Source organism: Streptomyces sp. SP18CS02, assembly GCF_036322365.1.
GTDB lineage: Bacteria > Actinomycetota > Actinomycetes > Streptomycetales > Streptomycetaceae > Streptomyces.
Map to the genome: position 1 here is coordinate 233,884 of NZ_JAQYXC010000276.1, position 15,121 is coordinate 249,004.

At 73.6% G+C, this 15,121-nt stretch carries 10 protein-coding genes and 1 pseudogene; 3 read left to right on the top strand and 8 right to left on the bottom strand.

Going from position 1 to position 15,121, the window contains the following annotated elements:
* Window positions 1–35: 35 nt before the first annotated feature.
* Complete coding sequence (locus PUR26_RS13420) at window positions 36–767, top strand: MBL fold metallo-hydrolase (RefSeq protein ID WP_329872397.1); 732 nt, start codon at window positions 36–38, stop codon at window positions 765–767.
* Between the two features lie 10 nt (window positions 768–777).
* Window positions 778–1,608 (top strand): DUF3097 domain-containing protein, encoded by an 831-nt coding sequence (locus PUR26_RS13425; protein WP_329872399.1) that lies wholly within the window; start codon window positions 778–780, stop codon window positions 1,606–1,608.
* Between the two features lie 37 nt (window positions 1,609–1,645).
* Here PUR26_RS13425 and hemW read toward each other — a convergent pair whose 3' ends face one another.
* From hemW to lepA, 4 genes and pseudogenes are all read right to left on the bottom strand, one after another.
* Window positions 1,646–2,878: a radical SAM family heme chaperone HemW gene (gene hemW / locus PUR26_RS13430; protein WP_329872401.1), complete on the bottom strand. Its 1,233-nt coding sequence runs from the start codon at window positions 2,876–2,878 to the stop codon at window positions 1,646–1,648.
* Between the two features lie 111 nt (window positions 2,879–2,989).
* Window positions 2,990–4,566, bottom strand: a pseudogene (locus tag PUR26_RS13435) (PP2C family protein-serine/threonine phosphatase).
* A 261-nt stretch (window positions 4,567–4,827) separates the two neighbouring features.
* Complete coding sequence (locus PUR26_RS13440; RefSeq protein WP_329872402.1) at window positions 4,828–6,717, bottom strand: AMP-dependent synthetase/ligase; 1,890 nt, start codon at window positions 6,715–6,717, stop codon at window positions 4,828–4,830.
* Window positions 6,718–7,081: 364 nt separating this feature from the next.
* Entirely contained in the window at window positions 7,082–8,953 is a 1,872-nt protein-coding gene (gene lepA / locus PUR26_RS13445) for a translation elongation factor 4 (protein ID WP_329872403.1), read from the bottom strand.
* Window positions 8,954–9,161: 208 nt separating this feature from the next.
* Here lepA and rpsT point away from each other — a divergent pair, with 208 nt between their 5' ends.
* Complete coding sequence (gene rpsT / locus PUR26_RS13450) at window positions 9,162–9,428, top strand: 30S ribosomal protein S20 (protein ID WP_329872405.1); 267 nt, start codon at window positions 9,162–9,164, stop codon at window positions 9,426–9,428.
* A gap of 534 nt (window positions 9,429–9,962) precedes the next feature.
* Here the strand turns inward: rpsT and holA are convergent.
* The 4 genes from holA to PUR26_RS34685 form a co-directional block, all read right to left on the bottom strand.
* On the bottom strand, window positions 9,963–10,949 hold the full coding sequence (gene holA, locus PUR26_RS13455; protein WP_329872407.1) for a DNA polymerase III subunit delta: 987 nt from the start codon (window positions 10,947–10,949) through the stop codon (window positions 9,963–9,965).
* A gap of 54 nt (window positions 10,950–11,003) precedes the next feature.
* Entirely contained in the window at window positions 11,004–11,249 is a 246-nt protein-coding gene (locus PUR26_RS13460) for a hypothetical protein (protein WP_329872409.1), read from the bottom strand.
* A 136-nt stretch (window positions 11,250–11,385) separates the two neighbouring features.
* Window positions 11,386–13,953: a ComEC/Rec2 family competence protein gene (locus PUR26_RS13465; protein ID WP_329872411.1), complete on the bottom strand. Its 2,568-nt coding sequence runs from the start codon at window positions 13,951–13,953 to the stop codon at window positions 11,386–11,388.
* Window positions 13,950–14,669: a helix-hairpin-helix domain-containing protein gene (locus PUR26_RS34685; RefSeq protein WP_443077065.1), complete on the bottom strand. Its 720-nt coding sequence runs from the start codon at window positions 14,667–14,669 to the stop codon at window positions 13,950–13,952. Before PUR26_RS34685 ends, PUR26_RS13465 begins: the two co-directional genes overlap by 4 nt.
* Window positions 14,670–15,121: the final 452 nt, after the last annotated feature.

A 15,121-nucleotide genomic window follows, 5' to 3' on the forward strand; every position in this document is an offset into this window, starting at 1 on the left:
GCGACTACGCTGGTCGATGCCGATAGCGTCGCCGTATGGACGTCAGTTGGGAAGACTTCGGATGGGAGCGGCTCGCCACGGGTGTGGGCCGGCGCCGCCTTCCGGTATGGGACGCGACCACCGCTCTTGTGGTCGGTGAGGACGCGGCACTGCTCTTCGACACGGGCTCCACCCTCCGGGAGGGCGCTGAGCTGCGCACCCAGGCGCAGGGGCTGCTCGGCGGCCGGCGAGTGACGCATATCGCACTCAGCCACCCCCACTTCGATCATGTACTGGGCACGGCGGCCTTCGCCGGGGCGGAGGTGTACGGCGCGGTGGGCGTCGACACCGTGATGGTCCGCGAGCGCGACGGGCTGCGGCACTCGGCGGTGTCCCACGGCGTCGCCGAGGCGGACGCCGTCGAGGCGACCGACGTGCTGGTCCCGCCGCACCACCTGGTGTGCGGCGAGTGGACGCTGGAGCTGGGCGGACGCCAGGTGCTGCTGGCCAATGTGGGGCCGGGGCACAGCGGTCATGACCTGGTGCTGCTGGTGCCGGGGACGGAGGGCTCGCCCGAGGTGGTCTTCTGCGGCGACCTCGTGGAGGAGTCGGGCGACCCGCAGGCCGGGCCGGACGCGATCCCCTCCCGCTGGCCCGCCGCGCTGGACCGGCTGCTGGAGCTGGGCGGCGAGGACGCGGTGTACGTGCCGGGCCACGGGGCGGTCGTCGACGCCGCTTTCGTACGCGCTCAACGCGATGAGCTGGCCCGGCGTTTCGGCGTGTCGTAGCGTCTGGCGCATGCGCAGCTACAACCCGGATCTGACCCCGCCCTGGAAGCGTTCCGCGCCCGTGCCCGAAGTGGCCGCCGAGCCGGACCTGGTGGTCGAGGAGGTCGGTACGGGTTTCTGCGGTGCGGTGATCCGTACGGAGAAGACCGCCGAGGGACCGACGGTGACCCTGGAGGACCGGTTCGGCAAGCACCGGGTCTTCCCGATGACGCCCCGCGGCTTCCTGCTGGAGGGCCGCCCGGTCACCCTGGTCCGCCCGGCCGCCGCGGCGCCGGCGCCCGTACGGCCCTCCCGGACCGCCTCCGGCTCCCTCGCGGTCCCGGGGGCCCGGGCCAGGGTCGCGAGGGCGGGACGGATCTACGTGGAGGGCCGCCACGACGCCGAGCTGGTGGAACGGGTGTGGGGGGACGACCTGCGCATCGAGGGCGTGGTCGTGGAGTACCTGGAGGGCGTCGACGACCTTCCCTCGATCGTGCGCGAGTTCGGGCCCGGCCCCGATGCCCGGCTGGGCGTCCTGGTGGACCATCTGGTGCCGGGCTCCAAGGAATCCCGCATCGCGGCTTCGGTGACGGACGCGCACACCCTGGTCGTCGGCCACCCGTACATCGACGTCTGGGAGGCGGTGAAGCCCTCCTCCGTGGGGATCCGGGAGTGGCCGGCTGTTCCGCGCGGGCAGGACTGGAAGAGGGGCGTGTGCCGCGCCCTCGGCTGGCCGGACAACACGGGCGCGGCGTGGCAGCACATCCTGTCGAAGGTCCGCTCGTACAAGGACCTGGAGCCGTCGCTGCTGGGCCGGGTGGAGGAGCTGATCGACTTCGTGACGGCCCCCGAGGGGGCCTGAGGGGCGGCGCCCGGACCCCGACCGGGCCACAGGCGGGTCAGTCCACCAGGTCCCGCACCACCGCGTCCGCCAGCAGCCTGCCGCGCAGGGTGAGCACGGCGCGGCCCCGGGCGTACGGCCCGGGCTCCAACAGGCCGTCCTGTACGGCGCGCTCGGCGGCGGCGAGCCCGGCGGGCTTCAGCAGCTCCAGCGGACACCCCTCCCGCAGCCGCAGTTCCAGCAGCACCCGCTCCACCCGACGGTCCTCGGCGGCCAGCACCTCGCGGCCGGCCCCCGGGGACCGGCCGCCGGCGAGGGCGGCCGCGTAGGCACCGGGGTGCTTGACGTTCCACCAGCGCACGCCGCCGACGTGGCTGTGCGCTCCGGGGCCCGCGCCCCACCAGTCGGCCCCGCGCCAGTACAGCTCGTTGTGCAGGCACCTTCCGGCCTCGGTGGTGGCCCAGTTGGAGACCTCGTACCAGTCGAAACCGGCCTGCGCCATCATCTCGTCGGCGATCAGATAGCGGTCGGCGTGGACGTCGTCGTCGGTCATCGGCACCTCGCCGCGCCGGATGCGGCGGGCCAGCTGGGTGCCCTCCTCGACGATCAGGGCGTAGGCCGAGACGTGGTCGGGGCCCGCGCCGATCGCCGCTTCCAGGGAGGCGCGCCAGTCGTCGTCGCTCTCGCCGGGCGTGCCGTAGATCAGGTCCAGGTTGACGTGCTCGAAGCCGGCCTTCCGGGCCTCCGCGACGCACGCCTCGGGCCGTCCCGGGGTGTGTGTGCGGTCCAGCACCTTCAGCACGTGCTGCCGCGCGCTCTGCATGCCGAAGGAGATCCGGTTGAAGCCTCCGGCGCGCAGCTCCGCCAGGTAGTCCGCGTCCACCGACTCCGGGTTCGCCTCGGTGGTGATCTCCGCGTCGTCCGCGAGCCCGAACTCCTGCCGTACCGCGTCCAGCATGCGCACCAGATCGGCGGCGGCGAGCAGCGTCGGGGTGCCTCCGCCGACGAAGACCGTCCGTACCGGCCGCGGGTCGTCGCCGAGCACCTTGCGGGCGAGGCGGACCTCGTCGTTCAGGGTGTCGGCGTAGTTGTCGCGCGAGGCCAGGACACCGCCCGAGCCGCGCAGCTCGGTGGCGGTGTAGGTGTTGAAGTCGCAGTAGCCGCAGCGGGTGGCGCAGTACGGGACGTGCAGATAGAACCCGAGCGGCCGCTCACCGGCCCCGAGCAGCGCGGACGCGGGCAGCGCGCCGTCCTCGGGCATGGGCTCACCATCGGGCAGTACGGAAGGCATACCGCCCATTGTCCGTCACGGGGGCGGTGCCCCGCGTCGGCCCGGTGAGCCCGGCCGGGACGGGCGCGGGCCAGGTCCCGTGGCCCGGGGCCGGCGCCCGGGCCACCGGGCTCAGCGGCGGGCCTGGAGGACCAGGAGGGCCAGGTCGTCCCGTACCGGGGAGTCGCCGAAGGCGTGGACCTCCCGCTTGATGCGTTCGGCCACGGCCTGGGCGGTCAGTCCGGCGCACCGCGCGAGGGCCCGCGCCAGGCCGTCCTCGTCGTCGAACATGCGTCCCCCGCGCGAGCGGCGCTCGGTCACCCCGTCGGTGACGCACAGGAGGGTGTCGCCGGGCGCCAGCCGGAAGGTGCGGCTCTCGTAGGCCACGTCGTCGACGACTCCGAGAAGGACCTGGGGTTCCGCCACCGGGGTCACCGAACCGTCGGGACGCAGCAGCAGGGGCAGGGGGTGCCCCGCGCAGGCCAGGGTGCAGGACGCGCCGCCGCCGTCCGCCGGCGCCAGCGGGACCAGCTCGCCGTAGAGCAGGGACAGGAACCGTGACTGCGCCGGGCCCGGTGTGTCGTGCCCGAGGCCGTCCTCGCCGCCGACCGCCGCGACCATCATGGCCGCGGCCTCGGCGGCGTCCGTCGCGTCGTCGAGCAGCAGCCGGTTGAGCCGGTCGAGGACCTCTCCGACCTGGTGGCCCTCGCGGGCGAGCAGCCGCAGCCAGGGGCGGGCCAGCCCGGTGACGACGGCGGCCTCCGGGCCGCTGCCCTGGACGTCGCCGAGCATGAAGCCGTAGCGCTGGGCACCGGGTCCCGCCCGGAGGGGTCCCGACGGGAAGACGTCGTAGAAGTCACCCCCGGCGAGCCCCTCGTCGCTGGGCTCGTACACCACGCAGCTCTCGACGCCCGGGACCTGGGCGACCTTGCTGGGCAGGAGGCCGCGCTGGAGGACCCGGCTGATGGTGGCCTGGCGGGTGTAGCGGCGGGCCGCGCCCACCGCGAGGGCCACGCGCCGCACGAGGTCCTCGATGAGGGCGGTGACCGCTTCGGGGACACGCGACTGGCCGCGCCGCCGCGGCTGACCCACTCGTCGTCGTCGCGCAGGGCCCGGCGGGGCGTGGGGGCGAGGATCTCGGCGGCGCGCAGGCCACGCTGGATCGCGGGCTCGCCGCCGGGCACCGGACAGCTGTCCCATCCGTCGAGCGGCAGCCGGGCCCAGACGGTCTTGAGGCCGGGGCGGTAGGTGATGCCCCAGCACTCGGCGAGGGCCGCGACGAGCTGGATCCCGCGGCCGTACTCGGCGACTGCCGACTCCTCCTGGCCCGGGCCGTCCTGCACGGTACGGGCGGGGTGGTGGTCGGACACCTCCAGGACCAGGGCGGCGGGCTGGTCGTCGGCGGGCTCCTCCAGCCGGAAGAGGAGCTCCACGGTGGTGCCCGCGTGGACGACGGCGTTGGTGACGAGTTCGTCGACGACCAGTACGGCGTCGTCGGCGACCCGGTCGGTGATGGCCGCGGCCGCGGGCAGCGCGAGGCCCGTCCACTCGGAGAGCGCGGCCCGTACGAACCTGCGGCCGGCGGCCGGGGCGAGCGGGTTGCCCGGCAGGCTGGTGCGCGCGACGGTCTGGCCGCCGCCCGGGCCCTGGCCGCCACGCCCCGGCCCCCGGCCCGGTGCGGGCGGGTGGGGCGCCAGGCGGCGCGGCAGATGATGAGGTGACAGGTCAGCGGTGTCCCGCTGGGTCGGAAAGGACCCCACGTCCGGCTCCTCGTCGGCTCCTGGTCAACTCCTGTTCTGGACACGGACAGGGTGACAGATCGAGCTCGCCCATAAGCGTGGAGTCATCGAAGTGGGCGGACAATGGCCACTGATAGGGGGCGGGCGCGCCATGCCGCCCGCCCCCGCGTTCGGTCCACCGGGCGGCTCAGGCCTCCCCGGGCCCGGCCCGCGACCGACTCGCCGCGCGGCTCAGGCTTCCTTGGACCCGGCGTACATGTCGTCGATCAGCGCCTTGTACGTCCGCTCGACGACCGGCCGCTTCAGCTTGAGGCTCGGCGTCAGCTCACCGTGCTCGATGTCGAGGTCGCGCGGCAGCAGCCGGAACTTCTTGATGGTCTGCCAGCGCTGCAGGCCCTCGTTGAGCCGGTCCACATAGCCCTGCACCAGCTTCTGTGCCTGCGGCGTCGCCACCACCTCGGCGTACGACCTGCCTTCGAGACCGTTCTCCTTCGCCCAGCCGAGGATCGTCGGCTCGTCGAGCGCGATCAGCGCCGTGCAGAAGTTCCGGTCGGCGCCGTGCACCAGGATGTTGGAGACGAACGGGCATACGGCCTTGAACTGGCCCTCGACCTCGGCCGGCGCGATGTACTTGCCGCCGGAGGTCTTGATCAGGTCCTTCTTGCGGTCGGTGATCCGCAGGTAGCCGTCGACGGACAGCTCGCCGATGTCCCCGGTGTGGAACCAGCCGTCCGCCTCCAGGACCTCGGCGGTCTTCTCCGGCAGCCCGTGGTAGCCCTCCATGATGCCGGGGCCGCGCAGCAGGATCTCGCCGTCGTCCGCGATCCGCACCTCGGTGCCGGGCAGCGGCTTGCCCACCGTGCCCGTGCGGTACGCCTCGCCCGGGTTGACGAAGCTCGCGGCGCTGGACTCGGTCAGTCCGTACCCCTCCAGGATGTGGATGCCCGCGCCGGAGAAGAAGTAGCCGATGTCGGGGGCCAGCGCCGCCGAGCCGGAGACGGCGGCGCGCAGCCGCCCGCCGAAGGCGTCACGGAGCTTGGAGTAGACGAGCGCGTCGGCGACCTTGTGCTTGGCGGTGAGCCCGAAGGGTGCCGTGGCCTGGCCGGTGCGGCGGAAGTTGTCCTGGGTGACCTTGGCGTACTCCCGGGCGACGCCCGCGGCCCACTGGAAGATCTTGTACTTGGCGCCGCCGCCCGCCCGGGCCTTGGCCGCGACACCGTTGTAGACCTTCTCGAAGATCCGGGGAACGGCGGCCATGTAGGTCGGCTGGACGACCGGGAGGTTGTCGATGATCTTGTCGACCCGTCCGTCCACCGCGGTGACGTGACCGACCTCGATCTGGCCGGAGGTCAGCACCTTGCCGAAGACGTGGGCGAGCGGCAGCCACAGGTACTGCACGTCGTCCTTGGTCACCAGACCGGTGGCGGAGATGGCCTTGGCCATGTACGACCAGTTGTCGTGCGGCAGCCGTACGCCCTTGGGGCGCCCGGTGGTGCCGGAGGTGTAGATGAGGGTGGCCAGCTGGTCGGAGGTGATCGCGGAGACCCGCTCCTTGACGGCCTGCGGATGCTTCTCCAGATAGGTGCGGCCGCGCGCCTCCAGGTCGGCGAGCGAGAGGACCCAGCCTTCCGGGTCGCCCTCGGCGGGCTCGGCCCCGGCGGGGTCGACCACCACCACATGGGCGAGGCCCGGGAGGTCGGCGCGCCGCTCGCGGGCCTTGGCGAGCTGCGCGGCGTCCTCGGCGATCAGTACGCGGCTCTCGGAGTCGGCGAGGATGTACGCCGACTCCTCGGCGTTGGTCTGCGGGTAGACGGTCGTGGTGGCGGCGCCCGCGCACATCACCCCGAGGTCGGCGAGGATCCACTCGACGCGGGTGGAGGAGGCGAGCGCGACCCGCTCCTCGGGCCGGACGCCCAGGTCGATCAGACCGGCGGCGATGGCGTACACCCGCTCGGCCGCCTGGTCCCAGCTCAGCGACTTCCAGTCGTCGCGGCCCTGGTGCGAGGCGGAGGGCACCGGGTAGCGGTACGCCTCCGCGTCGGGGGTCTTCGCCACGCGCTCAAGGAAGAGGTTCGCCACGGAGGGCGGTCGGCTCTCGATCAGGGTGTTTGTGTCGCTCACGACGTCCTCCGGCCTGCGGCAAGGCTGCACGACTGCGGGTTGTTTAACTGGCGAGTAACCATCGGGCGGGATCAGGTTAGAGCGCGGACGTCCGCCGCGTAAGGGGCTGCGGCCCGGCGCTTGATACCCGGTTCATAACGACTGCGCTGCCCGGGCCCGCCGTTCCACACTCCCGGTGGTGACGCGAAAGCGCCCGTCGGTGAGCCGAACGGGCGCTTTCGTGTGCACGGTGACCTCCCCGCGTCCCGGACGCCCGGCGGACACCTCTCGGTCGTCTTCCGGGCGCCCCCCGGACGCTTCGGGCGCGCGGTGCGGGCGTTCCGCCGCGGCTCGCGTGCCGCGGGGCGGTGCGATGGGGCGCGGGTTACTTCTTGGACTTGCCCCCGGCGGAGTCGTCGCTGGACAGCACCGCGATGAAGGCCTCCTGCGGGACCTCCACGGAGCCGACCATCTTCATCCGCTTCTTGCCCTCCTTCTGCTTCTCCAGCAGCTTCCGCTTACGGGAGATGTCACCGCCGTAGCACTTGGCGAGGACGTCCTTGCGGATGGCGCGGATCGTCTCGCGGGCGATGACCCGGGAGCCGATCGCGGCCTGGATCGGTACCTCGAAGGCCTGGCGGGGGATGAGCTCGCGCAGCTTGGCGACGAGCCGCACGCCGTACGCGTACGCCGCGTCCTTGTGCGTGACGGCGGAGAAGGCGTCGACCTTGTCGCCGTGCAGCAGGATGTCGACCTTGACCAGGCTGGACGCCTGCTCACCGGTGGGCTCGTAGTCCAGGGAGGCGTAACCGCGCGTCTTGGACTTCAGCTGGTCGAAGAAGTCGAAGACGATCTCCGCGAGGGGCAGGGTGTAGCGGATCTCGACCCGGTCCTCGGAGAGGTAGTCCATGCCGAGCAGGGTGCCCCGGCGGGTCTGGCAGAGCTCCATGATCGCGCCGATGAACTCGCTCGGGGCCAGGATCGTGGCGCGCACCACCGGCTCGTACACCGAGTCGATCTTGCCCTCGGGGAACTCGCTGGGGTTGGTGACCGTGTGCTCGCTGCCGTCCTCCATGGTGACGCGGTAGACCACGTTGGGGGCGGTGGCGATCAGGTCGAGGCCGAACTCGCGCTCCAGCCGCTCCCGGATGACGTCCAGGTGGAGCAGGCCGAGGAAGCCGACGCGGAAGCCGAAGCCCAGGGCGGCCGAGGTCTCCGGCTCGTACACCAGCGCGGCGTCGTTGAGCTGCAGCTTGTCGAGGGCCTCGCGAAGGTCCGGGTACTCCGAGCCGTCCAGCGGGTAGAGGCCCGAGAACACCATCGGCTTGGGGTCCTTGTAACCGCCCAGCGCCTCGGTGGCGCCCTTGGTCAGGGAGGTGATCGTGTCACCGACCTTGGACTGGCGGACGTCCTTCACACCGGTGATGAGGTACCCCACCTCACCGACGCCGAGGCCGTCGGACGGGGTCATCTCCGGGGACGAGACGCCGATCTCCAGCAGCTCGTGGGTGGCGCCGGTGGACATCATCCGGATGCGCTCACGCTTGTTGAGCTGACCGTCGACCACCCGGACGTACGTCACCACTCCGCGGTACGAGTCGTAGACGGAGTCGAAGATCATCGCGCGGGCGGGCGCATCCTTGACGCCGACCGGGGCCGGGACGTCCCTGACCACCCGGTCGAGCAGCGCGTCCACGCCGACACCGGTCTTGGCGGACACCTTGAGCACGTCCTCCGGCTGGCAGCCGATGAGGTTGGCGAGCTCCTCGGAGAACTTCTCCGGCTGGGCGGCCGGGAGGTCGATCTTGTTGAGCACCGGGACGATGGTGAGGTCGTTCTCCATCGCCAGGTAGAGGTTGGCGAGGGTCTGCGCCTCGATGCCCTGTGCGGCGTCGACCAGCAGGACGGTGCCCTCGCAGGCGGCCAGGGACCGCGACACCTCATAGGTGAAGTCGACGTGCCCAGGGGTGTCGATCATGTTGAGGATGTGGGTCCTGCCCGCGCCCTCGCCCTCGGTGGGGGCCCAGGGCAGACGGACCGCCTGGGACTTGATCGTGATGCCGCGCTCGCGCTCGATGTCCATGCGGTCGAGGTACTGGGCGCGCATCTGCCGCTGCTCGACCACACCGGTCAGCTGGAGCATCCGGTCGGCAAGGGTCGACTTGCCGTGGTCGATGTGCGCGATGATGCAGAAATTGCGGATCAGCGCCGGGTCGGTACGGCTCGGCTCGGGCACGTGGCTAGGGGTCGCGGGCACGCAGGGTCCTGATTCTTGAGGCGCCGGGCGTCTCTGCTCGGGTCGACGTCGGATCGATACGTAGGTTCCATGGTCCCACGGACGGGGACCGGCGCTCGGTTTGGGCCACTGGTGGGGCGACTGGTAATCTGGTCAGCTGTGTCTCGTGGCCCTCTCAGCGACGGGGCGCAGCCGAAGTAATTCCTTACGAACCTGAAAAGGCTCTTTCGTGGCGAACATCAAGTCCCAGATCAAGCGGAACAAGACGAACGAGAAGGCGCGCCTGCGCAACAAGGCCGTCAAGTCGTCGCTCAAGACCGCGATCCGCAAGGCCCGTGAGGCTGCTGCCGCGGGTGACATCGAGAAGGCCACCGTGGCCGCTCGCGAGGCGTCCCGCAAGCTCGACAAGGCTGTCTCGAAGGGTGTCATCCACAAGAACGCCGCCGCCAACAAGAAGTCGGCGCTGGCGACCAAGGTCGCTGCCCTCCAGGGCTGAGCACGCTCTTGATTTGATCGCCGGAACGGATTCAGCGGGCCCTCTCTTCCGCTCCTGACCGGCACCCCGGACTCGCACGCGGCCTGCGTTCGCCACGCGGGTGCGAGACCAAAGTCTTCACCCGAAGGCCCCGGTTCCCGTCCTTCCCCAGGACGGGAACCGGGGCCTTCGGCGTACCACGCCGCGCGCCCGAGGGGCGGTGCTGCGGGGGGCCCGGGCCCCCGGTGTGTTCCTGAGGGGCTGGGGGCTGGGCCCGGGGTGAGCCCGAAGGCTGGGGGCTGGGGGCTGGGGAGCCGGGGGCCCATGTGTGCCCGAGGGCTGGGGGTACGGGCCCGGCTGGTACGGCCCGGGGGCGAAGCCGGACGGCCGGGCGACGGGGGTACGAGCCGGGACGGGCCCGGGTCGCGAGCCGGGGTGGGCCCGGGTCGCGAGCCGGACCGTCAGGTGCCCGGGGAGCACGCGTGTCCAGAAGCGCCACGGCCGGCCCGGGCGACCGGTCGCCCGGGCTCTGCCGGGCCGCTCGGGCGGGGACGGTCAGCGGCCGGAGCGGGCCGCTCGGGCGATCGCGACGACCGCCTTCTCCAGCGCGTACTCGGGGTCGTCGCCGCCACCCTTGACTCCCGCGTCCGCCTCCGCGATCGCGCGGAGGGCCACGGACACACCGTTCGGGGTCCAGCCGCGCATCTGCTGCCGCACACGGTCGATCTTCCAGGGCGGCATGCCGAGCTCGCGGGCGAGATCGGCGGGGCGGCCGCCCCGCGCGGAGGAGAGCTTGCCGATCGCCCGGACGCCCTGGGCCAGCGCACTGGTGATCAGCACGGGTGCGACCCCCGTCGACAGCGACCAGCGCAGCGCTTCGAGGGCCTCGGCGGCGCGTCCCTCCACCGCCCGGTCGGCGACATTGAAGCTGGAGGCTTCGGCGCGGCCCGTGTAGTACCGCCCCACGACCGCCTCGTCGATCGTGCCCTCCACGTCGGCGGTGAGCTGCGACACCGCGGACGCCAGCTCCCGCAGATCGCTGCCGATCGCGTCGACGAGCGCCTGGCACGCCTCCGGCGTCGCCGACCTGCCCAGCGCGCGGAACTCACCGCGCACGAAGGTCAGCCGCTCCGCCGGCTTCGTCGTCTTCGGACAGGCGACCTCCCGCGCCCCGGCCTTGCGGGCCGCGTCGAGCAGTCCCTTGCCCTTGGCGCCGCCGGCGTGGAGCAGGACCAGGCTGATCTCCTCGATGGGCGCGCCCAGGAACGCCTTGACGTCCTTGATCGTGTCCGCGGAGAGGTCGTGGGCGTTCCGCACGATCAGGACCTTGCGCTCGGCGAAGAGCGAGGGGCTCGTCAGCTCGGCGAGGGTACCCGGCTGCAACTGGTCGGAGGTCAGGTCCCGGACGTCCGTGTCGGCGTCGGCGGCGCGGGCGGCCGCCACCACCTGCTGCACCGCACGGTCGAGAAGGAGATCCTCCTGACCCACGGCGAGCGTGACAGGGGCGAGCAGATCGTCGGTCGCGTTCTTTCTGGTGGCCATCGCGAACCAGGATCGCACGGGCCACCGACACCCCGCTTCCGGCGCAGCCCGGCCTTACGGCTCCTCCCGCCAGCCGTCCCACTCGGCGGCGAAGGCGTCCAGGTCGGCGGCGGTCAGCCGGCCCTCCGGGTCCTCGACGACCACGAGCCACTGCGCGTCCTCGGCGTCGTCCTCACCGGCCAGGGCGTCCCGTACCAGCTGGGGCTCCTCGGTGACGCCGAAGCGGTCGCCGAGCGATTCGGCGAGCTCCTCCGCCGCGTCCCGGTCGGGCAGCACCAGCACGTGTCTCACATCGTTCACGGGACCATTCTTCACACGCTCCGACAGTCATCCGTCCCAGGGCCCGCGGCCGGCCGCTGCGGGCACCCACGGCCGACCGTGACGGGTCCGCGCGTGTCACCTCCTCCGCGTCGGCCGGTCCGTCCGCCGCGGCGGGTCACGGGCCCCTCGCGACGGCCCGCAGTTCCCTCCCCGCGCCGGTCACCGCGATGGCACCGTCCGTGTCGGTGCGCAGGACCACCGCTCCCGCGGCCCGCAGGGCGTCCACCGTGCGCGGCGAGGGGTGGCCGTACGGGTTGTCCCGGCCGGCCGACACCAGGGCGAGCCGGGGCCTGACCCTGTTCATCAGACCCGTGTCCTGGTGGCCGGAGCCGTGATGGGCGACCTTGAGGACGTCCACCGGAGGCAGGCCGGGGTGCCGGTGTACGAGGCCCTGCTGGGCCGGTGGCTCCAGGTCGCCGAGGAGCAGCAGACTCACGCCACCGGTGCGGACGAGCAGCGTGACGCTGGCGTCGTTCGGCTCCACGGGCCCAAGCGCCCGGCCCGTTGACTCGTCGGGCCACAGCACCCGCCAGTCGAGCGGCCCGACGCGGCGTCGCTCGCCCGCTCCCGCTCCGATGACCGGTACCCCCGACTCCGCGGCGGTCCTGCGCACGAACGCGGCCTGGTCCGGCGGATCCTGAAGGCCCGTGGTCTGGATCGCCCCGACCGCGCGGCCGCGCAGTACTCCCGGCAGCCCGGCGACGTGGTCGGCGTGGAAGTGCGTGAGCACCACGAGCGGTACCCGGCGGACGCCCAGGTCTCTCAGGCACCGGTCCACCGGTTCCGGATCGGGCCCCGCGTCCACCACCACCGCCGTGCCCTCCCCCGCCGCGAGCACCGTCGCATCGCCCTGGCCCACGTCGCACATCGCGAACACCCAGCCCGGGGGCGGCCAACCGGTGACGAGCCTGGTGAGCGGCGCCGGGCGCACCACCGCGAGCAGCAGGAGCACGGCACAGACGGCGGCCGCCCACGGGCGGCCCGGGAGCCGCCGGATCAGCAGCACGACCAGCACGGTCGCGGCGGCGAGCAGCGCCCCGCCCAGCCAGCCGCCCGGCCAGACCGTCTCCGCCCCCGGAAGCGCGGCCCCGGCACGTGCGACGGACGCGATCCACCCGGCCGGCCAGCCCGCGCACTCGGCCAGCAGCCGGGCCACGGGCAGGGCGACCGGGGCGGTGGCGAGTGCCGTGAACCCCAGCACGGTGGCCGGGGCCACGGCCAGCTCGGCGACCAGATTGCAGGGGACGGCCACCAGGCTGACCCTGGCGGCGAAGACCGCCACCACAGGGGCGCAGACGGCCTGGGCGGCCGCCGTCGCCGCCAGGGCCTCGGCGAGCCGCGACGGCACTCCTCGTCGCCGCAGCGCCACGCCCCAGCGCGGGGCGATCGTGAGCAGGGCTCCGGTGGCCAGCACCGAGAGCAGGAAACCGTAACTGCGGGCCAGCCACGGGTCGTACAGCACCAGCAGCAGCACGGCGCCCGCCAGCGCGGGAATCAGCGACCTGCGCCGCCCGGTGCCGATGGCGAGCAGGGTGATCAGCCCGCAGGCGGCGGCCCGCAGAACGCTCGGGTCGGGTCTGCAGACCAGGACGAAGGCGAGCGTGAGCGCCCCGCCGACCAGCGCGGTCGCGCGCAACGGGATGCCCAGCCGCGGCGCGAGCCCGCCCCGTTCGGCCTTCGACGCGGTACCGGGCGAGCCGATGAGGAGCAGCAGGACGATGGTGAGGTTGCTTCCGGACACGGCGAGGAGGTGCGACAGATCGGTCGCTTCGAAGGCGTCGTGCAGGTCGGACGGAATGCGCGAGGTGTCCCCCACGACCAGACCGGGCAGCAGCGCTCGGGCATCCGGCGCGAGGCCGTCGGTGGCGGCCCGCAGCCCCGCGCGCAGCCCTCCGGCAAGGCGCTGGAGGGCCGTCGGGGGCCCCGTGAGCCGCGGCGGTCCCGCTCCCGCGCGCAGCACGGCGGCGAACGGATCCCCCGTGCGCTGCGGCGGGGCCAGCCTCCCGTCGAGCCTCAGCCGGGTGGAAGGCAGGAGCCGCTGCCACGCCTCGCCCGCCGGCACGATCACCAGGACCGGCGTGCGGACCCGGGTGACCGCTCGGTCCGCGGTCGTCACGCGCGTGACATCGGCGTTCACGACGAGGAAGCCGGGGGCCACGCGGTTGCCGAGCACACGGGGCCTGACCGGCCTCGGATCGGAGGTGACGGTCAGTTCGACGGTGACTCTCGCGTACTCCCGCGCCAGCCCCGGCAGCGGTCCCCGCCGCAGATCCGCCCCGTGGAACCCCGCCGAGGCCGCACCGGCCGCGGCGCACAGCACCACCGCGGCGGCCGCCGTCAGATTGCCGCGCCGGGTGATCAGCCTCGGGCGAGCGGACGACGGCAGGTGGTCGCCGTCCCCGACACCCCGTCGGTCGCCACCCCTATGATCCCGATCACGCGGGCGGCGGAGAACGCGCGGGGCGCCGCTCCCCATGGCCGCTCTCAGCAGCACGGCGGCCGTCAGCGCACCCAGGGCCACCGCTGCCGCCGTCCACGGCGCCGGTGCGCCCAGCGCGAGCGCCGCCGCTCCCCAGGCGGCCAGAGCGGGCCCGACCAGGCGCAGGTCGGCGGGGCCGTCCTGGCGCGGGTCGGCGGCGCCCAACCGATGACCGGAGGCGGCGTGGACCGCCGCGCGGCTCATGGCCGTACCAGGGGCCGGAGGTCCGCGAACCGGCGGTCACCGATGCCGTTGACCTGACGGAGCTCGTCGACGGAACGGAACCCCCCGTGCCGGACGCGGTGGTCGACGATGTGCCGCGCGAGGACGGGCCCGACGCCGGGCAGCGTGTCGAGCTGCTCCACGGTGGCCGTGCTGAGGCTGACCGGTCCCGCGGTCGCGCCCGCCCCCGTTGGTCCCGCGCCTGCCGTCCCCGCCGGGGCCGGCAGGCCCACCACCACCTGCTCCCCGTCCATCAGCACCCGGGCCCGGTTGAGTGCGGTGAGGTCCGCGCCCGGCCGGGCACCGCCCGCCGCGCGCAGGGCGTCGGCGACCCGGGACCCGGCGGGCAACCGGAGCACCCCCGGCCTGCGCACCTTGCCGCTCACGTCGACCACGACGGGCGGCCCCGCCGACGGACCGGCCGCTCCGGCTCCTCGCGCGGGCGCGGGAGCACCGGGGGCGGCGGAGGACGCCGGTGCCGCTTCCCGCACCAGATCGGGCGGCCGGACGGCTTCGGGTACGCCCGCCCAGAAGTACCGTCCGGCGAACACGGCGGCCACGATCAGGACGACGGCCAACGCGGCCAGCGTCCGGGGTTCGAGGCCGCACCGCGACTGCGCCCAGATCGGCAACCGCTCCGTCAGCGCGAGCCGCCCGCGCTCGGCCCGCCCGAGGGCCCCTCCGGGCACCGACACCACCGCGGACTCCTCGGAGGACGCGGAGGACGCGAAGGGCCCGACCCCCGAGGGCGCGGAGGGCGCCTCCCGCGGGGAAGGGACGGACAGCGAGGAGGTTCCGGCGCCCGGAGGAGGCGGTGGCGGAAGGCCGGCACCCTCTCCCGCAGGAGCGGCCCGCCCGGCTCCGGAAGGATCTCCCCCGGCGGCTGCTCCCCGGGGAACTCCCAGGGGAAGGCGATCCGCGTGCGGAGGCCGCCCCGGCCCCAACCCCGACCCCGCCCCCGACCCCGCCCCCGACCCCGACGGAGACCCGTGCGACGGGTGCCACCCGTGCCCGCGCCCTGGGAACAACGCGTCGGCACGGCCCCTCGACGGCACCGTGGTCGCCCCTGTCCCGGCAGTCGCTTCCCCGTACCGCCGGCGCCGGACGCGACCGCGCGAGCGGCCGCCGGCAGGGCGAGCGGCGCGCCCGT

Coding starts and splice junctions, on each gene's coding strand:
- PUR26_RS13420 (WP_329872397.1), top strand. CDS start 36: ATGGACGTCAGTTGGGAAGACTTCGGATGGGAGCGGCTCGCCACGGGT.
- PUR26_RS13425 (WP_329872399.1), top strand. CDS start 778: ATGCGCAGCTACAACCCGGATCTGACCCCGCCCTGGAAGCGTTCCGCG.
- hemW (WP_329872401.1), bottom strand. CDS start 2,878: ATGCCTTCCGTACTGCCCGATGGTGAGCCCATGCCCGAGGACGGCGCG.
- holA (WP_329872407.1), bottom strand. CDS start 10,949: ATGGCCACCAGAAAGAACGCGACCGACGATCTGCTCGCCCCTGTCACG.
- PUR26_RS13465 (WP_329872411.1), bottom strand. CDS start 13,953: ATGAGCCGCGCGGCGGTCCACGCCGCCTCCGGTCATCGGTTGGGCGCC.